Source organism: Microcystis sp. LE19-10.1B, from assembly GCF_027530565.1.
Taxonomy (GTDB): Bacteria; Cyanobacteriota; Cyanobacteriia; order Cyanobacteriales; family Microcystaceae; genus Microcystis; species Microcystis aeruginosa.
Genome location: NZ_JAPZQM010000425.1, coordinates 1 through 21,148, shown reverse-complemented (window position 1 = coordinate 21,148; position 21,148 = coordinate 1). Strand labels below are relative to the sequence as shown.

Genomic DNA, 21,148 nt, shown 5'->3' with positions numbered 1-21,148 from the left:
GTGTGGGGTGTGGGGTGTGGGGTGTAGGGTGTGGGGTGTAGGAAGAATAAATAAAAGCCATCTCCTGATAACTGATAACTGATAACTGATAACTGATAACTGATAGCTAGATTACTTAACGGCTAATAATTGTTCGTCGAGGAAATCGTAGCCAGTTCTTTCTAATTCGAGGGCTAATTCTTTACCGCCACTGGTGACAATGCGCCCATCGTACATAACATGAATAACATCGGGTTCAATGTAGTTGAGCAGACGCTGATAGTGAGTGATAAGTAAAAAAGCGTTATCGGGAGTAGCTAATTGATTGACTCCCTGGGCAACAATTCGCAAAGCATCGATGTCTAAACCAGAGTCAATTTCATCGAGAATTCCTAAAGTGGGTTCTAATAAAGCCATTTGGAGGATTTCATTACGTTTTTTCTCGCCACCGGAGAAACCTTCGTTTAAACTTCTGCCAAGAAAGCTAGGATTCATCTGGACAACTTCTAGTTTTTTCTCGACTAATTCCTCAAAGTCAAAACTATCTAATTCTTCCGAACCTAAATATTTTTGTCGGGCATTATAGGCAACGCGAAGAAAATCGAGGTTACTAACGCCGGGGATTTCTAGGGGATATTGGAATGCGAGAAAGATACCCATAAGCGCTCGTTCATCGGGTTCTTTTTCTAAAAGGTTTTCGCCTTTATAAATTATTTCTCCCCCAGTTACTTCATAATCGGGATGTCCAGCGATTACTTTGGAAAAGGTGCTTTTTCCTGAGCCATTGCGCCCCATAATTGCGTGGGTTTCACCTGCTTTAATTTCGAGGTTAACTCCTTTAAGAATCTGGTTTCCATCAATACTAGCGGTTAGATTTTTTACCGATAAAATTACTTCACTCATGAGATGTTTTTCTAGAACAAAAATATTAGTTTTGGTGGTTGACGGCGAATCATCAATTGATGGATAAATTGTCTTAGCTTTTGGTGGGTTACGGCTATCGCCTAACTTAGCTTTTGGTGGGTTACGGCTATCGCCTAACCCACCCTACTTTACTGATTATCCGACGGTTCCTTCTAGCTTGAGACTGAGGAGTTTATCAGCTTCGGCGGCGAATTCCATCGGTAATTTACTGAGGACATCCTTACAGAAACCACTGACTAACATAGAGACAGCATCTTCTTCGGAAATACCCCGTTGTGCGAAGTAGAATAATTGGTCTTCACCGATTTTAGAAGTAGAAGCTTCGTGTTCTACTTTAGCACTGTTGTTATCCACCTGAATATAGGGAAAAGTGTTAGCTTCGGCATTATCTCCAATCAGCATAGAATCACACTGGGAGTAATTTCTTGCTCCTTTGGCTTTCGGTCCCATTTTCACTAACCCGCGATAACTATTTTGGGAGTTACCCGCAGAAATTCCCTTAGAAATAATCGTACTCTTGGTGTTGCGGCCAATGTGAATCATTTTCGTACCTGTATCGGCCTGTTGTTTGTTATTAGTTAGGGCAATTGAGTAGAATTCCCCGACGGAATTATCGCCGACTAAGACACAACTGGGATACTTCCAAGTAATTGCCGAACCAGTTTCCACCTGCGTCCAAGAAATCTTAGAATTAACTCCTTTACACAGACCCCGTTTAGTGACGAAATTGTAAATACCTCCCTTACCATTGGCATCGCCAGCGTACCAATTTTGTACCGTCGAATATTTAATATCCGCATTATCGAGGGCGACTAATTCCACGACGGCGGCATGAAGTTGATTACTATCGTACATCGGAGCGGTGCAACCTTCTAAATAACTTACCGATGCCCCTTCCTCAGCGACAATTAAAGTTCTTTCAAATTGTCCCGTCTCACCGTTATTAATCCGAAAATAGGTGGACAATTCCATAGGACAGACGACACCTTTGGGTATAAAAACAAAGGAACCATCGCTAAAAACGGCAGAATTAAGAGCGGCAAAATAATTATCACCCACGGGAACCACAGTACCGAGATATTTCTGCACTAATTCGGGATGTTCCTGTAAAGCTTCCGAAATAGAACAGAAAATAACCCCCTGTTCTGCTAGTTTTTCTTTAAAAGTTGTGGCGATAGAAACGCTATCAAAGATAGCATCCACGGCCACGTTAGAAAGGCGTTTTTGTTCCGAAAGGGGAATGCCTAATTTTTCAAAGGTTTCGATTAAAGTGGGGTCAACTTCTTCAAGACTGTTGAGTTTTTCTTTTTTCTGTTTGGGTGCGGAGTAGTAGATAATATTTTGATAATCAATGGCAGGATAGGAAACGTGCGGCCAACTGGGTTCGGTCATCTTTTGCCATTGATGATAGGCCCGGAGACGAAAATCGAGCATGAATTCCGGCTCCTTCTTTTTCGCCGAAATTAGGCGAATAATCTCCTCATTTAAACCGCGGGGGATGGTTTCCGATTCGATATCGGTGATGAAACCGTACTTGTAGGGTTGGTTAACGAGGTTTTTAACGGTGGTTGCACTCATGGGGGTTAGTGTTCTCTCTACGCGGTAGGCAGGGGAGGCAGTTAAACAACTTTCTTGTTGTTTAAATTGATTATATAATAGATTAACAACAAAGCTGTTGTCAAAGTCACGGAAAATTTCAGAGGATGCTGGTAAACCTCTGTTATTCAGGTTACTCTGTAGGGGTAATTGGCCGCTTCTTGACTCTCCGCAATTGTACGCTAAAGCCTCTGTTTTTGGTATCATGACCACGACTCAACCCGCCTCGACGAAAGACGATATTCTGCAATATTTGCTCAAAAACGGTCAATCTACCGCCCAAGACTTGGCTGAGGAGTTAAGTATTAGTCCGCAAGCGACGCGCCGCCATCTTAAGGATTTGGAGGAGGAAGGACTGATAGAATATTTTGCCGTACAAAATAAGATAGGACGGCCTCAGCACATTTATCGTCTCAGTCGTCAAGGTCGTGGCCGTTTTCCCCATAATTACGATAATTTCGCCGTTTCTTTCCTCAATACTCTCGTGGAGACGGTGGGAGAGCAACAGGTGGGGGAAATTCTCAAAAAACAGTGGCAACGCAAAGCGGCAGAATATCAATTGCGCCTCGGGAAGGGGTCTTTAGGGGAAAGAATGAGAAAATTGCTGGAAATTCGCCAAGAGGAGGGTTATATGGCAGAATTAGTGGCACTGGAAGCAGAAAATAGTTATGTCCTGGCCGAGCATCATTGCGCTATTGCTGAGGTGGCTGGTTCTTATCCCAGTATCTGTGGCCATGAATTAGAAATGTTTGCGATGCTGCTTCCCGATTGTACGATCGAACGGACTCACTGGATCAACCAAGGTGAGCAACGATGTGGTTATCTAATTAAGTGCAAGGGATGACAGAGAAAGATTAGAGATTTTCATCGGGATTTATGCCCAATTCCCGCAGTTTAGCCGCTAATTTTGCGGATTTCTGCCTTTCCTGTTCAACTTGGGTTTCTGCCTCTAAAACCCGATTTTCTACCTCTAAAACCCGATTTTCTGCTTGTTGTGCCGCTTCTGCGGGAGTGGGTACTAATTCCCCTTCGGGGGTAAAATAGCGCAATTTATTGGCAGATAAACCCAAATATAAGCCTAATTGTTGACTCCAGAGCCATCCCTGCGGATTGGGGGCAATCGGTTGATATTGACCGCTAATTAGGGTAAATCCTTGAAATTCTAAGCTTTCTGGGTCAAACCAAAAATAATCGGGAGTGCGAAATATATCTTGATAAATTTGTTTTTTCTCCTCTCGGTCAACTTTGGCGGTACTATCGGAGAGAATTTCCACAATTAAATTGGGATATTTGCCCTCTTCTCGCCAAATTACCCAACTTCTGCGGTTGGGATTGGGATTTGTCCCCAAAACGACGAAAAAATCGGGACCACGAAAGAATTCTGACTTTTTCTGGTTAGGACTGTAATAAATGGTTAAATTGCCGGCGGCAAAATAATCTTCTCGCTCGCGCCACCACCATTCTAAACACTGAATTAATAAAATAATTTGTTGTAGATGTAGGTTACTTTCCAAAGGGGGTTCATCACTCCAAAATTGGCCTTCTGGGAAGATTATCTCAGGGTTTACATGAGACTCGACTAGGGGTAAGCTTTGAGCGATAGTCATGGTTTATCCAACAGAGATAGGTTGATAATTAATTAGACGGTATTTGTCATCATCTCTAGGCTACCCCGAAAACCAGAGACTTCACCTAACCTGCACCGCTGCCTAATAAAAATAAACTTAACAGGGTGCCACCATTCCAGAGACTATGAACCAACATTGAGGATAATAAATTTTTCGAGCGGGTGTAAACAAAGCCAAGAACACAACCTAGGACGGTTAAAGGCAGCACTTCTGACAAATTTTGGTGAGCAAGGGCGAAAATCAAACTACTAAGCGCAATTGCACCCCAAACAGGCAGATAACGAGTCAAAGAAGCTAGTAAAAAGCCGCGAAAGACAATTTCCTCGAAAAAAGGAGCGGCAAGGGAAGCAGTAAAGGCAAAACAGACTAAAGCGAAGGTATTCTGGGATTCTAGGGCTAAAGTCAGCAGCGGGTTACTGCCCCCTTGTCCTTGCCAAATTAGTTGATTGAGCAAAGAAACGATAATAACGAGGGGTAAAGCGACGAAATAGCCGGCCAATCCCCAGAGAAGCCAAGGACTAAAAAGATTAAAACGAAACCAATCGGGAGGTAAAGGGCGAAAAGGCTTGATCGCTAGGTATAAAACCGATAAACTGCTCACTGTTAAGGCTAAATAACTAACTACAACGTATATTGCTTTAGCTTCTAGGTTAAATTGTTCGGGGTTGAGACTCAAGGAACTCGATAAAATCCCGAAAATTACCGGTAAAACAATTTCTCCGACGAAAAAGAAACCGATAATTATTCCCCACCAGAGGGTTTCTCCTCCCCACTTAGTTTGCCAAGCGAGACTATCATCTAAAAAGAGCAGCGCTCGCTGTTTACGGAGCAGCCACTGCAATAATAAAAAGATCAACAGCAAAACACCGATTAAACCGCCGATAAGAGGCAACAAAGCCACTAAAATTAGTTTAATTAACGCATTAGCCGCCACTTCACTCTGTTCTTCCTCTAAAGCGAGTAAATCCTCTTGACGATTTTCGAGACTATATAATTTTTCCAGAATGGTATAACGAAACCATCCTTGAAAATTGCGCTCGATTCTCGCTTCAGCATCGGCAGCAATTTGGGGGGGTTCACTGTATAATCCCTCTAACAGCAGCGCATTTTTTAAAACAGCAGGTTTATAGTTCTCAAATGCTGATTTTTCCTTGATCTCTTGCCAGATTTTCCGTGCCGAATCCAAGTCACCTTGACTAGCTTGAATGAGACTTAATTTCAGTTCTAAATCTTTTAAGGAATTGATGTCGCGCTCAAGGGATTTTTTTTGTTCGGGATTAACTGCTGATTTTTCTAGTTCGGTGATTGTTTTTTTGGCACTTTTCTGGGCTGATAAATACTGTTCCTCGGCAGTGTTATAAGTATCTTCACCGATCAGGGAAGTTTGAATTAATTTAAGATTAGCAAATTCCTCACTATTAGGATCAGCATCGCTGCTTAGAGTCGTGGCGTGTAGATTGAGATTGGTTTGATATAGTTGAATATTCGATTGGATTTGGGGCTGATTAACACTAGAAATTAAAGCCGTAACCACTGGAGTTAAAGCAATAATTGTTAAGAAAAAAGCGATCGCTTGTTTGAGACTTTGCCAGGGGAGTTTTTTTGAGAAATTATCGAACATGAAAATAGTTAAGTGGGAGTTAGGGGTTAGGTGATGGGGTGATGGAGGTTGGGTAATAGGTGTTGGGGTTTTAGGGTTTTAGGGTTTTAGGGTTTTAGGGTTTTAGTTGAAATTCCCCCATTTCCCCATTTCCCTATCCCTAATCCCTATACCCTAATTATTAACTAACTACTTGAGAAAAAAGCTTTTCGTATTGATCCAAAGTCTTTTCAAAGGCATAATTTTCCTCTGCGTATTGTCGTCCTTTTTCTCCTAGTATAGTTGCTAAATCTGGGTTTTTGTATAATTTTAAAATAGCCGTAGCTAATGCCTCTGGATCTTCAGGAGTAACCACCAAACCACCACCACTACGCTCGATCGCCCTAGCGGCGGTTCCATCGGCGGGAACAGAAGCAATAATAGCACGACCACTAGCTAATAATAGCTGAATTTTGGACGGCATATTAAAGGAAATAACGTTATGTTTTTGCATCACCATACCCACATCGGCGGCTGCTAACATTTCTGGTAATTTTTCCCGGGGTTGAAAGGGTAATAAAAGCACATTACTGGCCCCCTGTTGTTGGCGATACTTTTCTAGGCGATCGAGGGCTTCTTTTTTACCAACAATTACCACTTTAATCTCAAGGATGTCAACTAAGTAAACTGCAGCATCGATCAGGGTTTCTAGGGGTTGGGTTAGGGCAATATTGCCAGAATATAAAACAACAAATTTGCCCTCAAGATGATTTTCTTGGCGAAAATAATTATTGTTTTTCGGCAGAGGTTTAATAAAGCTTACATCCACCCAATTAGGAATTTCAATAATTTTCTGACTCGGCACATTTTTAGTTATAAGGTTTTTGGTAAAACCATCGGCAATAACCGAGATTTTGCTGGCAGTTTGATAGGCAAATTTTTCGAGACTACTAAAAACCTTAATCATTTTCTGATTAGTTAATAATCCCACATGAACTGCCGCATCGGGCAGAATATCCTGTAAATTTAGAATAATCGGCACCCCATATAATTTACTCAATAAAGCGGCGGGAACGCAAACGGGTAATCCGGGGACAGTTAAGAAAATTAGATCGGGTTTTTCACCCTTGAGAGCCTGAAAGAAACTCAAAAAAACAAAGCTCAATTCAAAGAAAATTCGATTTTTTAAACTTCTTTGGGGACGCGCCCAGACGTAGGAACGTTGAATTTTAACACCATTTCGTTCTTCTTCTAGATAGATTTTTCCGCGGTATTCGGGATCGATTTCACTATTAGGATACCAAGGAAAAGCGGTTAAAACCCTGACTTGATGACCTCTTTTAACCAATCCTTCCGCTAATTCCGTCATCAGGGGAGCGATGCCGATCGGTTCGGGATAATAGTTATAAGAATAGAGCAAAATTCGCATAGGGATGGCAATTTGGTTGGGCGATTCAGTTTCATGATTTTATCAATAGTTACTGGTTTTTTGACAAATCAGATGCGCTTTTGTCAGGGATGACCCTAGAAAGAGGTTTGGCATCAGGTGAGGATTAGCGGTGAGAGATTCGGAAAAAAAGGGAAATTGGCTCATAAATTAATCCTCAAAACCCCTAACTATTCCCCCTTTTACCCCTGCCTAAATACTGAGGGAGCATCTCATTTATGCAAGTGAGTAATTATACTTGTCCCTAAAACTGGTTTCTAGCAAGGCTTTCAAAATAGCTTGACATAAAACCTGATTTAGGGGTTACAAAGGTGAGATGCTCCCAATACTGACCCTTATTTTTCCCTTACCCGGTGGCCGATATCACGACGGTAATAGATGCCCTCAAAGTGTATCCTTTTCACCGATTGATAGGCAAGTTCGATCGCCTGATTAAAATTAGCTCCCATAGCCGTGACACCCAAGACGCGGCCGCCATCGGTGAAGATATCGCCGTGTTTTAAAACCGTGCCGGCGTGGAAAACGATCGCTCCCGCGGTTTCAGCTGCCTTAATTCCAGTGATTAACTGGCCTTTTTCGTAGTGGTCGGGATAACCAGCAGACGCGGCCACCACACAAACGGCACTGCCGGATCGCCATTGTAAAGAGGGGAAATCAGTTAATTTTTGTTGAGCGCAAGCCAGCAGTAGGGGTGCGAGGGGAGTTTCCAGTAGGGGTAAAACTGCTTGGGTTTCGGGATCGCCAAAACGACAGTTAAATTCGAGAACTTTTGGCTCTCCGGCGGGGGAAATCATTAAACCGGCGTAGAGGACTCCCCGATAGTCAATGCCGCGTTTTTGTAGGGTGGCGACGATGGGGGCGAGGATGTCTCGGTTTACCGCTTCGATAATGGCGGCGGTGGCTATGGGTGCGGGGGCATAAACTCCCATACCGCCGGTATTTTTGCCAGTATCGCCTTCACCGATCCGCTTGTGATCTTGGGCGGGTAGCAGGGAACGAAAACTGATCCCATCGGTGAGGGTGAGGATAGACACTTCTTCTCCCTCTAGGAATTCTTCCACCACGACTTTAGTAAAGCCACTGGTAAAAAGATCATCGATCGCTTCTAGGGCCGTATCTACGGTTTCGGCGACAATTACCCCTTTTCCTGCGGCTAATCCGTCAGCTTTCACCACAATTGGCGCTCCTTGCTCTCGGATATAAGTTTTTGCTAATTCTGCATCGGTAAAGGTTTCCGAGACGGCGGTGATAACTGCTGCTTCGCTCATTAATTCTTTTGCCCAGGATTTGCTCGATTCAATTAAGGCCCCGGTTTGTGTGGGACCAAAAACGGCAATTTCTTGGCCGAGAAGATGATCGGTAATGCCGAGGGAGAGGGGATATTCTGGCCCGACAACCACCAGATCGACGCAATTTTCTCGGACAAAGCGGCTAATTTCGGCAAAATCCTCCATTGCTATGGGGATATTTTCACATTGAGGTAAAATTGCCGTTCCCCCATTACCTGGAATGCAGAACACTTGTTCTACTTCGGGCGATTGCAGCAGTTTCCAAGCCAAGGCGTGTTCTCGACCACCACTGCCGATAACGATAATTTTCACGGATAAACGCAGCCTAAATGACGATGGTTTAATTATCCCCTAGCTCCGGGTCACCATTGGCTAGAAGTTGAGATTACTTAACTTTTTAATCGATTTGACGGATTCAGGATTCAGGATTCAGGAGTCAGGAGTCAGGAGTCAGGAGATAGGAGATAGGAGTCAGGAGATAGGAGTCAGGAGATAGGAGATTATTTTATTTATTCTCCCCACACCCCACACCCCACACCCCACACCCCACTTCCCCACTTCCCCACTTCCCCACTTCCCCCCTTCCCCACTTCCCCCCTTCTCCTCTCATAGACAGTCTTAACAAGTAATTTAGATAGCGAACAGCTGATCACTGGATTTGACGGAGACAGGACAAATCAGCTTGACCGAAATGAATACTAAAAGCTACTTGCAGATTTTCTAGGGATTTAACCAACCAAGGCACTTGATCGCAAGAATAACTCTCGTAGTGGTTAAATAGAATCGCAAAACGTTTATCTAAGTGGGGTTTTGCCTGGGGACAGATCAAAATCAACTTGAGCAATAACCCCACAGTCCGAGTTACCCCCATATTGGTGATCATATCCATAAAAATGTAATGATCGGGTTTTTGCCCGCTTTCCACCACCAGATAATTTAACAGTTGGCTAGAAGTACGCAGCCTGAGAAATTCACTCGGTTTTTGTTGATCGCAGTGGGGTAGAGTATTTTGCAGGACATCGTCGAGTTTTTTGTTAAATTGCCCCTTGCCGTAGTCTAAGGAGGTAATCAGATAATCGTAGAGGTCATTTTTAAAATCTTTATAGGTAGGGCTATAAACTGTATTCGCCAGAAAATTTTGCGAAAGCTCCTTATAAGTATAATTTCCTGCTACCGTCCCCAGATAATGCTTGAGGGCGCGATTTAGTTCCTTATCATTGAGCAGGGTGGGATTTTCTACTGGTTGAATGATTCTCCCCGCTTCTTCCCTGATTTTTGGGCTATGGGCCGCCTGTGCCAAACGTACCTGATAGGTGACATAACGAGAGAGATTTACCTCGAAACGGCTCTCGGTTTTCACCTTAATACGTCTAACGGTTTGTCGCTGTTCTCGGGGACTGTCATCACCGAGTAAATAGTAATCATAGAGATAGGGATAACGATTAATCAGGGTTCCTAGGGAAGCGGCGGTTTTTTCGCTGTATTGGCCGCTAATAATTCTCGCCAGACGCTGCATCCTAACGTAGTCATCCGAGAGGGTAAAATTTTTGACCAGATGGCGCAAATTATTGGGGCTGCTGTAATGTCCGGGAGGTGGGGAGGGCAAATTTTCCAGCAGCGATACCAATTCGGGAATTGCTGGCTGATGGGCGGGCTGCGTTTGCCATCGATTCATTAAAATATGACAGCAGCGGTTAAAGAAATGATAAAAACGAATTTCGGGATCTTTGGCCTTGACAAGACGCTCTAGGGCTAAATAAATAGGAGCTTCTTGATAACCGCCACCTTCGATAAACAGACGACGAAAATTCTCGATTAATTGCTCGGGGGAATCGGTCCTGGCGCGGTCGAGCCAATAATCGTATAGTAGCTGTTCTTCGTCTCTTGTTTGTCTTTGTCCAGTGTTTAGACTAGCCATGGTTATTTGATTCAGCCCTCCTAAATCAGTAAGCGGATGGATTTTAGGGCTATGACCATAAAGGGGTCAATTGTGATTAGATAGTAGATGCTCCCTTCTGAGGATGCCCCTATTTTGGGTCATTGTACTGATCGAGTCGATCCCTTTTAGCTTGGCAAGTTTGGGAAAATTCCCCTTGGCTTACCCGGCCAAGCTTGCGGACTATGCCCAGATTACTAAAAATTTAGGCAGCGTACCCTGCTAATTAAGTTAGCGAAAGGAAACCCCGATTGTATGTGATCTAAGTCACATTTAAACCTAAATCCATCTTCTAGATAATTCGGAATTTACCTAAAATGTCGGATGAATGCCCCCGCTACATTTTTCGACAAGATACTCACCTTTGCGGGGGATGAAATCCGACCAGAATATCAACCGCGGAGCATCGGTTTAATTCTACCATCTGTAGGTAAACTGTGTTATAATTAATTTAACCAATGGTCGTGGATTGTTAGATGCTAGTCGTAGAAGCAAAGCTAAAAAACGGAACCCCAGAGCAATATCACCAGCTTGATGAAGCTATCAAAACTTCTCAGTTTGTGCGTAACTCTTGTGTTCGTTATTGGATAGAAAATAAAGGAACAACCCGCAATGATCTCCAAAAACTTTGTGCGGTACTAGCTAATAATAAAGAGACCCCTTGGGTTAATAAATTAAACTCTCAAGCTCGTCAATCGGCTGCTGATAGAGCCTGGCAATCAATTACTAGGTTTTACCAGAATTGTCATGCTAAGATACTTGGGAAAAAGGGTTTTCCTCGGTTCAAAAAGCATAGCCGTTCGGTTGAGTATAAACTAACGGGCTACAAACTATCTGATAATCGACGTAAAATCAGATTTACCGATGGCTTTAAAGCAGGAGAATTTGATTTATGGTGTAGTCAAAAGACATTAGTTTATTATTCAGAGCAACAGATTAAACGGGTAAGAGTTGTTAGACGTGCTGACGGTTATTATTGCCAGTTTCTGATTGACGTAGAACGGCAAGAATACCATAAACCGACGGGACAAATAACAGGAATTGACTTAGGGTTAAAGGAATTTTATACCGATGCTCAAGGTAATACTGTAGAGAATCCACGTTATTTAAGAAAGTCAGAAAAACGACTTCAAAAAGCACAACGACGATTATCTAAGAAATTCCGTAAAGGAAAGAAACAGTCTAAAAACTATCATAAGCAACGGATAAAAGTAGCTAGGCTTCACCTGAAAGTATCAAGACAACGTAAAGACAAAGCAATTAAAGACGCTTTGGCGTTAGTCCAGTCTAATGATCTGGTAGTCTATGAAGCTTTAAAGGTAAGAAACTTAGTCAAAAACCGTAAGCTGTCTAAGTCGATTTCTGATGCTTCTTGGTATCAATTCACCGAATGGTTGAATTATTTTGCCAAGATTTATCGGATTGTTTGTGTTGCTGTTCCTCCCCATTTCACGACTCAAGATTGTTCAGTTTGTGGGACGAGAGTTCAAAAAACATTAAGCACTAGAACTCATCAATGTCCTAACTGTAAAACAATCTTAGATAGGGATCATAATGCAGCAATAAATATTCTTAAAAAAGGGTTACAATATTTGGGAAATCATCTCAACGGTACTGTTGGGCAAACAGAAACCGACCCAAACGCCTTGGGAGAGTCCGACCTCTGGATTTTCAGTGGAGACATTGAGAATCTAAGTTGTCTCGTTGAACAAGGAATTTCTAACAGCGATGTGGAAAGAATCCCCCGTCACAGCGTAGCTTGACGGTGGGAGTATGTTAATCCTAAGTATTTTTATTGTCTATGGCCTTTCATTTATCCCTCAATCAACTAGCTCAATTATTGTCCTTACAAGATAATGGTGACATAAGTTTTAGTCCCGATAGTTTAGTATCTGGCATTAATACTGATAGCCGTAGTATTGAGTCAGGGCAAGCATTTTTGGCCTTAAAAGGTGATAATTTTAATGGTCATGATTTTATCGATATGGCTATCGAAAAAGGAGCGGCGACATTGATTGTCGATCAGCCAGTTTCGGTAAATTACTCTAGTAATATTCCTGTATTCCTGGTCCAGAATACCCTAGAAACCTATCAGCAATTAGCCCATTGGTGGCGGAATCAATTTACTATACCCGTGATTGCTATTACAGGATCGGTGGGGAAAACCACGACTAAAGAATTAATCGCTTCGGTATTAGCAACCCGGGGAAAGGTACATAAAACCCTAGCTAATTATAACAATGAGATCGGAGTGCCGAAAACTCTCCTCGAACTGGATGAAACTCACGATAGTGCCGTAATCGAGATGGGAATGCGGGGACGGGGAGAAATTGCCCTGCTCGCTCAAATCGCCCAACCGACGATCGCAGTGATTACTAATGTGGGAACCGCTCACATCGGTCGTTTAGGGTCGGAAGCAGCGATCGCAGAGGCCAAGGGTGAGTTATTGGCCGAGTCTCCTTCTAGTAGTATAGCTGTTCTTAACTACGATCACCCTTTACTTACCGAAACAGCTAAACGGGTATGGCAGGGGGAAACAATTACCTATGGCTTCTCTGGCGGCGATATAGTCGGGGAATTACTGGATTTAACTACTTTACGAGTAAATGGACTAGATTTTAACTTACCTTTATCCGGTCGTCATCATGCTTTAAATTTTATGGCGGCCTTGGCCGTAGCGAAAATTTTAGGCATCGATTGGACTTCTTTGCAAGAGGGAATTAAGGTTAATTTACCCAGTGGTCGGGCCAAACGTTACCAATTAGAGCCAGATATCCTACTCCTCGATGAAACCTATAACGCGGGTCTAGAATCAATGTTAGCGGCCTTGGATTTACTGAAAGCTACTCCCGGTCAGCGTCATATTGCTGTTTTAGGCACGATGAAGGAGTTAGGGTCTTTTTCGGAGCAATTACATCGCCAAGTGGGTGAGAGGGTGCAAAAACTAGGTATAGATCGCTTGTTTGTCTTGGTAGATGACCCAGAAGCTAAATTTATTGCTGAGTCCGCTACTGGGGTCGCTTGCGAATGTTTTCAAACTCATATAGATTTAATTAATCGTTTGAAGGACGTGATCGATTCTGGCGATCGCATTTTATGTAAAGCTTCCCATTCCGTCGGTTTAAATCGCGTGGTGGAGGAGTTAATCAGTGATATTAGGAGTTAGGAGATATATGTTAGATAATAGAGCATTTTTTAGGAAGAATGACCTACTAAAAACTCTTTTTTCGGGTATTTTAGGGCTAGTTTTCTTTTTTTCGGCCGTGCAAGTCTCTTTTGCCCAACAATCGAGACGACTGGAGACTTATCTCCCGGATCTCAGTGGTTTAGCTTGGGTAGAAGCGGATATTTTTCTAGGGGTTCACGATGCCAAAAATAAGGGCAAAAACAGTGATCCATCTCAACCAAGGCTGAGTCTTTTACAACTACCTACAGAGGAAAAACCGCTATTATGGCAGGTTTTAAGGGTAGATTGGCCAAATCCAGAGGGATTGAGTAACGATCTCGAAAGTATTACTTCTATTCCTGAAACTAATTTATTTTTGTTGGCTGAAAGTGGCGAGAAAAAACCTTTTCAAAGACTATTTTTAATAGCATACAACCAGCAAAAAGTCAAGATAGTTGAGCAAATAAATTGGCCGATGGCGGTGGAAAATGTAGAGGCGATCGCTGTTAGTCGGCAAGGCGATCGTTATCTATTTATCTACGCAGAACGGGCCGATAGTCAAGAGAGTACAAAAATTCGCTGGACGGATATCTCGTTCAATCCCTTAAAATTCGGGGAATTTCAGTCGGTAACTTTTCGGAGTCCTTTTGGTAGTGGTAAAAATATTCGCCTCATCTCCGATTTAGCCGTAGATAAGCAAGGTAATATCTACATAGCTTCCGCTGACGAGCCAGATAATGCGGGAGTGTTTAGAAGTGCTGTTTACCGTATTGGTCAAGTTACAGCCGATAATAGCCTAATTCTTGCCCCTAATCCCCAAAAAATTGCAGAAATCGACGGCTCCAAAGTGGAAGCGGTGACTACCAGAGAATCTCCTAGAGGTGAAGTAGAAGTCTTTATCGGTACAGATGACGAGAATTATGGCGGTTTTCTGCGACCTTTGCTCTTAGATAATTAGCTAATCTGTACTGAATTTAAACTGCGTATTGGAATTTTTAGTACAAATGCTCGAACTTTCTCTCCCCACTCCCCACTTCCCTGCTCCCTTCTCTCCAATAACTACTCGCAGCTAGAAATCCGCTAGGCCGCATCATACTTTGTGCTTTTTGTCAAAAAAACTTTTTTTTTGCAATAAAACTACACAAAAAAAAGATCATCGTTGTGGGTGAAATTGACTCATTTACCTGTCTTAATTAGGATGACCTTCTAGGTGTGGCAAGGGTTTCAACCGTTGCTGCCCAAAAAAGCACAGAAAAAGCCATTATGAAATTCCATAAAATCGCTGTAACCATCATAACATCGTTGTTAAATAAAAATCTTTCTCAATTAATTCTTAAGAATTTGTAAATATTGCGGAATGTTAATTTAAATATTCTCAAGTTTTTGGAGTTAATCAATAATTTTTGCTTATCTTTGTCCAACATTGGGTTAGGAGACAGTTATCAGTTATCAGTTATCAGTTATCAGTTATCAGATGTGAGTTTTTAGTTTATTGTTTACTGAAAAAGCTCCCCACACCCCACACCCTACACCCCACACCCCACACCCCACATCCCTCTCCCTGCTCCCTAACCCGCAACCCCTATTTTCCGTCTAAACTTTTGTATAGGGATAGTCTGGGAAAGTATTGTAAAGTTTTGTCAAAAATATACGCAAATAACAGCAAACGACTGCTACTGTGGTTAGTGCAAGTTTACCTTACAGTTCAAATGAAACTATCAGATTATGCCAAGAAAAAGGGGATCAGTTATGACACTGCTTGGAGGATGTGGAATCGAGGGCAGTTACAAGGAGAACGTCTTCCCACAGGAACAATTATTATTTTTGAAGATGACCGTTCAGTGCGTGAAAATAAAGTTGCTATTTATGCAAGAGTTTCTAGTTCAGAAAATAAATCTAACTTGGAGACTCAGGCGAAAAGATTAGAGGCTTATTGTACGGCGAAAGGCTATCAAATTGTCAGAGTAGTTAAAGAAGTAGGAAGTGGGGTTAATGACCAGAGAAAGCTATTATTAAAACTTCTAGAACAAACTGATTATAACTTGATTGTCGTAGAACATAAAGACCGATTGAGTAGAGTAGGGTTTAATTATTTAAAAGTTCTTTTAGCCCAAACAAACCGACACATAGAAGTAGTCAATTTAGCCGAGGAAAGAAAAGATGATTTAATGCCAGATTTTGTCAGCATAATCACTTCATTTTGCGCTCGACTGTATTCGATAAGACAAAGAACAAGAAAAACTGAATGTTTAATTAAGTGCTTGGAGGAAGAGCATGAAATTAGTTCAAAGACATCTAATCAAATTTAATAAAAAGAATTATTTAGCATTTGATAAGTTGGCATTTTTATCAAAGAATCTCTATAACTGTGCTGTCTATTTAAACCGTCAAGCTTTCTTTTCACATCAGCCATTTCTAACCATGACTGAGTTACACCATGCTTTGAAAACAAGCGCAGATTATCAAGCGTTACCAGCTAAAGTAAGCCAGTTAGTATTAAAGCAAGTAGAAAAAACTTTTAAATCCTATCAAAAAGCAGAAGAACAATTCAAAAAATCGCCTAATAAATTTACAGGAGAGCCGAAATTACCACGCTATAAAGATAAGAAAAAAGGTAGAAACGTTTTAACTTATAACTATCAAGCCATCTCTAAAAAAGCCTTGAAGCAGGGTTTAATCAAACTCTCAGGAACTAATTTAGAGTTTAAAACCAATTTAAAAGAAGTCTTAGAGGTCAGAATTATTCCTAAATCGGGCGCTTATTATCTAGAGATTGTCTATGAACAACCATCCCCACCAAGTCAGGAGGGAGAAAGATATGCTTTTGTTGATTTAGGATTAAATAACCTAGCAGCTGTCACCTCTAATATTCCCGAATTTAAGCCAACTTTACTATGTGGGAAAGCGTTAAAATCATGCAATCAAAAATACAACAAGACACTAGCTAAACTCAAATCGGAATTACCCAGTTTACAGAAGACCAGTAAAAGAATACAAGGTTTAACTTTAAAGCGTAATTGCCAGGTGGATTATTACCTCCACACCGCTAGTAGATCTATTATTGATAAATTACTAGCTCATCAAATTAACCTTTTAGTTATTGGTCAGAATCAAGGCTGGAAACAAAACCTTAATATTGGGGATAGAAATAATCAGTCATTTGTGAATATTCCTCACTCAAGATTTATTGAACAACTAACTTACAAGGCAATTTTAGTCGGAATAAAAGTCATTACGACTAATGAAAGCTATACGTCTAAATGTAGTTTCTTAGATTTGGAACCAATTGGCAAACAAGAAAAATATTTGGGCAAGAGAGTTAAAAGAGGATTGTTTAGAAGTTCGTCAGGTTATCTCTATGGAGCAGATATTAATGGTTCATTAAATATAGGGAGAAAGGTAGTCGGAGAGGTTGCATTTAGCAAGAATCCGATAGAGAGGCTTGTAGTTAGCCCTGTACGGGTCAAAGCGTACAAAGCTGATTCAAAGTGCGACGTTTGCGTACAGAATTAGTAACTATGGATAACTCTTAGACTAATTAATTCGGGACTCACATCACAATATAGACTATGGCTTACTATTGGTTTAAAGCATTTCACCTGATTGGGGTAGTTGTTTGGTTTGCGGGACTATTTTATTTGGTACGTTTGTTTGTCTATCATGCGGAGGCAGCAACACAAACCGAACCCGCACAAGCTATTCTGAAAGCGCAATACGAGATCATGGAGAAGCGACTCTACAATATCATTACCACACCTGGGATGATTGTCACCGTGGCCATGGCGATCGGTTTAATCTCCACAGAACCAGAAATTTTAAAATCGGGATGGTTACATATTAAATTATCCTTTGTGGCTCTTTTACTGCTCTATCATTTCTACTGTGGTCGCATCATGAAAAAGCTAGAAAAAGGGGAATGTAATTGGACGGGACAGCAATTTCGGGCCTTAAATGAAGCACCAACCCTGTTATTGGTAGTTATTGTCCTTTTGGCAGTATTTAAAAATCAATTACCCCTCGATTTGACCACTTGGTTAATTGTAGCTTTAGTGGTATTAATGGCGGTGACAATCCAACTTTATGCTAAAAAACGTCGCAAAGATCAAGAAAAACTTCGGCAAAATACTCCCCAAAAAGAAGAAGTAGCGACCAGGTAAATTATCTCAATCATTCCCTAGGTTTCTAGGATAACAGTTAAGAGTGGTTTGACAGCTGTGGGATGGTCTTTTTAGTCCATCCCAATTGTATAGGCAGCAACGTTTAGCTTTTAGCTTTTTGGCTTTTTGCTATTTTTGAGCTTATACAAAAACTATTTTTAATAGTGTGATGAACTCCCAAGCTATGGATTGTTTCTCCCTGCTCCGGCGCTCCGCTGCTCCCCTATACCTTTTAAACAGGATTTAGTATAAACCTCTTGCGAACAGCAAACCCTAAATAAAAACAATCTCCTGACGACCGAATCCTGACGACCGAATCCTGACTCCTAACCCTAACAACAATTTTTGATTTTTCCAAGAGGTTCTATGAATAGTTGCTGGATAGATTGGGAAAAAATAACTAGAGATTTTCTTAATTCCCGCAAGCTCAGACAAGTTGCTGAATTGCGAGGATTCTATCGAGTTAATCCCTCTGGTATTCCTAGAATTCCTCCCAATTTAGAATTGAGAGACTACCAAAATACAGCGATTATCAGTTGGTTTCGTAATCGGGGACGAGGAACTTTAAAAATGGCCACCGGCAGCGGTAAAACTATTACTGCTTTAGCTATTGCCATGGAACTTTACGAAGCGATAGAACTGCAAGTATTATTAGTAATTTGCCCCTATCGTCACCTAGTCAATCAATGGCAACGAGAAGCGGAAAAATTTAATCTTAAACCGATTTTAGCCTACGAAAGTGTCCATACATGGCAAAGTCAACTATCCACAGAATTATATAATGTGCAAGCGGGTAATCAAAAATTTGTCACTATTTTAACTACTAACTCAACTTTTATTAGCGAGGGGTTTCAATCACAAATAAAATTTTTTCCCGATAAAACTTTAATCGTTGGTGATGAAGCCCATAATTTAGGTTCCCCCCGATTAGAAGAATTATTACCCCGTTCTTTAGGTCTAAGATTGGCTTTATCTGCCACTCCTGAAAGATATTTTGATCAGGAAGGAACCGACGCTATTCTTGAATATTTTGGACAAATTCTACAACCAGAATTTACCCTAGGTGATGCTATTAGAAAAGGAGCTTTAGTCAGTTATTTTTATTATCCAGTATTGGTTGAATTAACCGATAATGAGGCTTTATTATACGCAAAATTAACCCAAAGAATCGGCTGGACTTTGCAGAAAAATAGTAATTTAAATGGTAATGAAAACCTCACCGCTTTGTTAATGCAAAGATCGCGATTAGTTGGTTCAGCAAGTAATAAATTACAGGCTTTACAACAACTGATGCAAGAGCGTTTAGATACGGATCATACTTTGTTTTATTGTGGGGATGGTTATCTGGAAAATTACACTGCTAATTATCGTCGTCAGGTAGAGGCAGTTACTCATTTGTTAGGCAATCAATTAGGTTATCGAGTTGCTATCTACACCGCAGAAACTTCCCTAGAAGAACGAGAAAAAATTCGCCAACAATTTGAGGAGGGTTATCTGCAAGGATTAGTGGCAATTAGATGTTTAGATGAGGGAGTAGATCTGCCATCAATTCAAAACGCAGTCATTCTGGCTAGTAGTGGTAATCCTCGACAATTTATTCAGCGTCGCGGGCGAATATTGCGCCCCCATCCCGATAAAAAACAGGCCACTTTATTTGATATGATCGTTATGCCACCCACCTTAGATCGAGAAACCTGGGAAGTAGAAAGGAATTTATTACGCAAGGAATTAAAACGCTTTCTAGAGTTTGCCCAATTAGCCATTAATGCTCAAGAAGCTGAGACTAAATTAGGGGAGATTCAAGATAGATATTGTCTTTTGTCTAATTAAAACTTGAAAAGTTAAATCTTGGCAGCTTTTATGCTAAAATAGATGTTAGTCAAGAATTGATCGCCGAGAAAAATTAACCCAACCGGATAGCGATCGATAAAGTTGTATAATTCTCTTTCCTCTCCTTCTAAATTTCTATGCCTCCCCGTCAACAACCCCGTCGCATTGCTCGAGAACTTGCCCTTTTGAGTTTAAGTCAGATTAAAGGCAATCCTGAAAACCTAGAACAGCAAACTTTAAACGATTTAATTTTAGTTGCAGTTAGAACCTTAACCGTCGAAATTCAAGAAACCTTAGAAACCGCTGCCGCTGAAATTAGTCGTGGTAATGAACGGATTCTCGCTAGTGATACTAAGGCAACAAATCTAAAAAGCGCCCAAACCATGGTAAAAGAAGCAATTTCTCTTACCCACAATGCCATTAATCGTTTAGGAACCGTGATAGATTTTCCCGAAATTGTCCAGTTATCTAGTCAGTACGAAGTGCGGGAATATGCCCTAGAATTAATCGGTACAGTCTATCGTCGTCGTGCGGAAATCGAACAGGAATTAACCGGTGCTTTAGTGGATTGGCAACTACATCGTTTACCAAGAATCGATCGGGATATCCTGCAAATTGCCGTGGCAGAAATGCTCTATCTGGATATACCTCAAAAAGTAGCAATCAATGAGGCGATCGAATTAGCCAAACGTTATTCTGATGATGAAGGTTATCGCTTTATTAATGGCGTTCTCCGACGGGTAACGAATAAGCTAAACGAAACAGAAAAAGCCCTATCTACCCAGAGTTAAACTGGGAGTAAATTAATACTACAATCACCACATTTTATAGGGAAATTTCTGTAAATTGATATTGTAGTATCGCTCATCTCCCGTGACTTCTTCGCCGATCCAATCGGGAATAGTAATGACTTGATCCTCTTGTTCTAACTCAATTTCAGCCATAATCAAACCTTGATTATCCCCCCAAAATTCATCAACTTCCCAAGTTAAATTATCCAGAGAAATGCGATGACGAATCTTTTCAATTAAAGGTTTCTTACAGAGGTTTTCTAACATGAGCGCCGCATCTTCTAGGGGAATTACATACTCGAATTCCTGACGACTAATGCCCTCAGTCTTGCCTTTAATGGTTAAATAACCCCGCTCTCCAACCACACGAACTCGCACAGTTGTCAATCCATCTTGGGTAGGAATATATCCCTGACGATACAACTTGCCAGTCGCAAGCGATCGCCAAGAATCCCCTTTAACCAGAAACTTCCGTTCAATTTCAACAGACATAAGTAGGTAGGCATTAAAAACTTTTAGCTCCCCCCGCCTATCGGCACCCCCCTTATTAAGGGGGGCAGGGGGGATCGAACCTAAAATCCATTTTTAATTTAATTATAACCAGCTACTTAGGGTCTGCTGAAAAAGTTTTTCGTGGGGGCAGGGTGTGGGGTGTGGGGTGTGGGGTGTAGGGTTTTACCCATTTTCAGACGGTCAATTACCTAATTTTCAGGGAAAAAGTCCAGGAATTTTCGCCCCGATCCCTCCAATGGCTGGCACTTTTTGAGGTCAAAAAAGTCTAAAAGTCTTATCCAACAAGGTTTTTAGATTTATTCAGCCAACCCTA

At 41.4% G+C, this 21,148-nt stretch carries 18 protein-coding genes; 9 read left to right on the top strand and 9 right to left on the bottom strand.

What is annotated here, in order from left to right; genetic code table 11:
- Positions 1-111 precede the first annotated feature (111 nt).
- Both sufC and sufB read right to left on the bottom strand, forming a co-directional pair.
- Positions 112-882, bottom strand: a complete 771-nt coding sequence (gene sufC / locus O9332_RS15445) for a Fe-S cluster assembly ATPase SufC (RefSeq protein WP_002758412.1) — start codon at positions 880-882, stop codon at positions 112-114.
- A 156-nt stretch (positions 883-1,038) separates the two neighbouring features.
- Positions 1,039-2,481 (bottom strand): Fe-S cluster assembly protein SufB, encoded by a 1,443-nt coding sequence (gene sufB, locus O9332_RS15440; protein WP_149987489.1) that lies wholly within the window; start codon positions 2,479-2,481, stop codon positions 1,039-1,041.
- A 223-nt stretch (positions 2,482-2,704) separates the two neighbouring features.
- Between sufB and sufR the strand changes: the two genes are divergently transcribed.
- On the top strand, positions 2,705-3,343 hold the full coding sequence (gene sufR, locus O9332_RS15435) for an iron-sulfur cluster biosynthesis transcriptional regulator SufR (protein ID WP_012265479.1): 639 nt from the start codon (positions 2,705-2,707) through the stop codon (positions 3,341-3,343).
- 10 nt (positions 3,344-3,353) lie between these two features.
- Here the strand turns inward: sufR and O9332_RS15430 are convergent, their stop codons facing one another.
- The 6 genes from O9332_RS15430 to O9332_RS15405 form a co-directional block, all read right to left on the bottom strand.
- Positions 3,354-4,106, bottom strand: coding sequence for a Uma2 family endonuclease (locus tag O9332_RS15430; protein ID WP_149987476.1), 753 nt, complete (start codon positions 4,104-4,106; stop codon positions 3,354-3,356).
- An 85-nt stretch (positions 4,107-4,191) separates the two neighbouring features.
- Entirely contained in the window at positions 4,192-5,748 is a 1,557-nt protein-coding gene (locus O9332_RS15425) for a CPBP family intramembrane glutamic endopeptidase (protein ID WP_288026295.1), read from the bottom strand.
- Positions 5,749-5,908: 160 nt separating this feature from the next.
- The gene (locus O9332_RS15420) at positions 5,909-7,135 is read right to left on the bottom strand and encodes a glycosyltransferase family 4 protein (protein ID WP_288026293.1); all 1,227 of its coding nucleotides are present in this window, start codon (positions 7,133-7,135) and stop codon (positions 5,909-5,911) included.
- Positions 7,136-7,177: 42 nt separating this feature from the next.
- Positions 7,178-7,300: a hypothetical protein gene (locus O9332_RS15415; protein WP_287694622.1), complete on the bottom strand. Its 123-nt coding sequence runs from the start codon at positions 7,298-7,300 to the stop codon at positions 7,178-7,180.
- A gap of 188 nt (positions 7,301-7,488) precedes the next feature.
- Positions 7,489-8,754, bottom strand: a complete 1,266-nt coding sequence (purD, locus tag O9332_RS15410) for a phosphoribosylamine--glycine ligase (RefSeq protein WP_149987473.1) — start codon at positions 8,752-8,754, stop codon at positions 7,489-7,491.
- 337 nt (positions 8,755-9,091) lie between these two features.
- Positions 9,092-10,360, bottom strand: coding sequence for a Sll1247 family protein (locus O9332_RS15405; protein WP_288026290.1), 1,269 nt, complete (start codon positions 10,358-10,360; stop codon positions 9,092-9,094).
- 494 nt (positions 10,361-10,854) lie between these two features.
- Here O9332_RS15405 and O9332_RS15400 point away from each other — a divergent pair, with 494 nt between their 5' ends.
- From O9332_RS15400 to nusB, 8 genes are all read left to right on the top strand, one after another.
- Positions 10,855-12,141 (top strand): RNA-guided endonuclease InsQ/TnpB family protein, encoded by a 1,287-nt coding sequence (locus O9332_RS15400; RefSeq protein ID WP_288026288.1) that lies wholly within the window; start codon positions 10,855-10,857, stop codon positions 12,139-12,141.
- Between the two features lie 38 nt (positions 12,142-12,179).
- Positions 12,180-13,544, top strand: coding sequence for a UDP-N-acetylmuramoyl-tripeptide--D-alanyl-D-alanine ligase (locus O9332_RS15395; protein WP_287972132.1), 1,365 nt, complete (start codon positions 12,180-12,182; stop codon positions 13,542-13,544).
- Positions 13,545-13,551: 7 nt separating this feature from the next.
- On the top strand, positions 13,552-14,502 hold the full coding sequence (locus O9332_RS15390) for a hypothetical protein (RefSeq protein WP_288026286.1): 951 nt from the start codon (positions 13,552-13,554) through the stop codon (positions 14,500-14,502).
- Positions 14,503-15,253: 751 nt separating this feature from the next.
- Positions 15,254-15,853, top strand: a complete 600-nt coding sequence (locus O9332_RS15385) for an IS607 family transposase (protein ID WP_002758429.1) — start codon at positions 15,254-15,256, stop codon at positions 15,851-15,853.
- The gene (locus O9332_RS15380; RefSeq protein WP_002758430.1) at positions 15,819-17,057 is read left to right on the top strand and encodes an RNA-guided endonuclease InsQ/TnpB family protein; all 1,239 of its coding nucleotides are present in this window, start codon (positions 15,819-15,821) and stop codon (positions 17,055-17,057) included. The genes O9332_RS15385 and O9332_RS15380 overlap by 35 nt, the downstream gene beginning before the upstream one ends.
- Positions 17,058-17,113: 56 nt before the next feature.
- On the top strand, positions 17,114-17,701 hold the full coding sequence (gene hemJ / locus O9332_RS15375) for a protoporphyrinogen oxidase HemJ (RefSeq protein ID WP_002747974.1): 588 nt from the start codon (positions 17,114-17,116) through the stop codon (positions 17,699-17,701).
- A gap of 366 nt (positions 17,702-18,067) precedes the next feature.
- Positions 18,068-19,531: a DNA phosphorothioation system restriction enzyme gene (locus O9332_RS15370; RefSeq protein WP_002758445.1), complete on the top strand. Its 1,464-nt coding sequence runs from the start codon at positions 18,068-18,070 to the stop codon at positions 19,529-19,531.
- Between the two features lie 137 nt (positions 19,532-19,668).
- The gene (gene nusB / locus O9332_RS15365; RefSeq protein WP_002758446.1) at positions 19,669-20,322 is read left to right on the top strand and encodes a transcription antitermination factor NusB; all 654 of its coding nucleotides are present in this window, start codon (positions 19,669-19,671) and stop codon (positions 20,320-20,322) included.
- A 24-nt stretch (positions 20,323-20,346) separates the two neighbouring features.
- Here nusB and O9332_RS15360 read toward each other — a convergent pair whose 3' ends face one another.
- Entirely contained in the window at positions 20,347-20,814 is a 468-nt protein-coding gene (locus O9332_RS15360) for a CYTH domain-containing protein (RefSeq protein WP_002758447.1), read from the bottom strand.
- Positions 20,815-21,148: the final 334 nt, after the last annotated feature.

Excerpts from the sequence above, each read along its gene's own strand:
- O9332_RS15395 (WP_287972132.1), top strand. The coding sequence starts at position 12,180 with ATGGCCTTTCATTTATCCCTCAATCAACTAGCTCAATTATTGTCCTTA.
- sufR (WP_012265479.1), top strand. The coding sequence starts at position 2,705 with ATGACCACGACTCAACCCGCCTCGACGAAAGACGATATTCTGCAATAT.
- hemJ (WP_002747974.1), top strand. The coding sequence starts at position 17,114 with ATGGCTTACTATTGGTTTAAAGCATTTCACCTGATTGGGGTAGTTGTT.
- O9332_RS15430 (WP_149987476.1), bottom strand. The coding sequence starts at position 4,106 with ATGACTATCGCTCAAAGCTTACCCCTAGTCGAGTCTCATGTAAACCCT.
- O9332_RS15420 (WP_288026293.1), bottom strand. The coding sequence starts at position 7,135 with ATGCGAATTTTGCTCTATTCTTATAACTATTATCCCGAACCGATCGGC.
- O9332_RS15370 (WP_002758445.1), top strand. The coding sequence starts at position 18,068 with ATGAATAGTTGCTGGATAGATTGGGAAAAAATAACTAGAGATTTTCTT.
- sufB (WP_149987489.1), bottom strand. The coding sequence starts at position 2,481 with ATGAGTGCAACCACCGTTAAAAACCTCGTTAACCAACCCTACAAGTAC.
- nusB (WP_002758446.1), top strand. The coding sequence starts at position 19,669 with ATGCCTCCCCGTCAACAACCCCGTCGCATTGCTCGAGAACTTGCCCTT.
- O9332_RS15360 (WP_002758447.1), bottom strand. The coding sequence starts at position 20,814 with ATGTCTGTTGAAATTGAACGGAAGTTTCTGGTTAAAGGGGATTCTTGG.
- O9332_RS15400 (WP_288026288.1), top strand. The coding sequence starts at position 10,855 with ATGCTAGTCGTAGAAGCAAAGCTAAAAAACGGAACCCCAGAGCAATAT.
- O9332_RS15385 (WP_002758429.1), top strand. The coding sequence starts at position 15,254 with ATGAAACTATCAGATTATGCCAAGAAAAAGGGGATCAGTTATGACACT.
- sufC (WP_002758412.1), bottom strand. The coding sequence starts at position 882 with ATGAGTGAAGTAATTTTATCGGTAAAAAATCTAACCGCTAGTATTGAT.
- O9332_RS15425 (WP_288026295.1), bottom strand. The coding sequence starts at position 5,748 with ATGTTCGATAATTTCTCAAAAAAACTCCCCTGGCAAAGTCTCAAACAA.
- O9332_RS15405 (WP_288026290.1), bottom strand. The coding sequence starts at position 10,360 with ATGGCTAGTCTAAACACTGGACAAAGACAAACAAGAGACGAAGAACAG.
- O9332_RS15390 (WP_288026286.1), top strand. The coding sequence starts at position 13,552 with ATGTTAGATAATAGAGCATTTTTTAGGAAGAATGACCTACTAAAAACT.
- O9332_RS15380 (WP_002758430.1), top strand. The coding sequence starts at position 15,819 with ATGAAATTAGTTCAAAGACATCTAATCAAATTTAATAAAAAGAATTAT.
- O9332_RS15415 (WP_287694622.1), bottom strand. The coding sequence starts at position 7,300 with ATGAGCCAATTTCCCTTTTTTTCCGAATCTCTCACCGCTAATCCTCAC.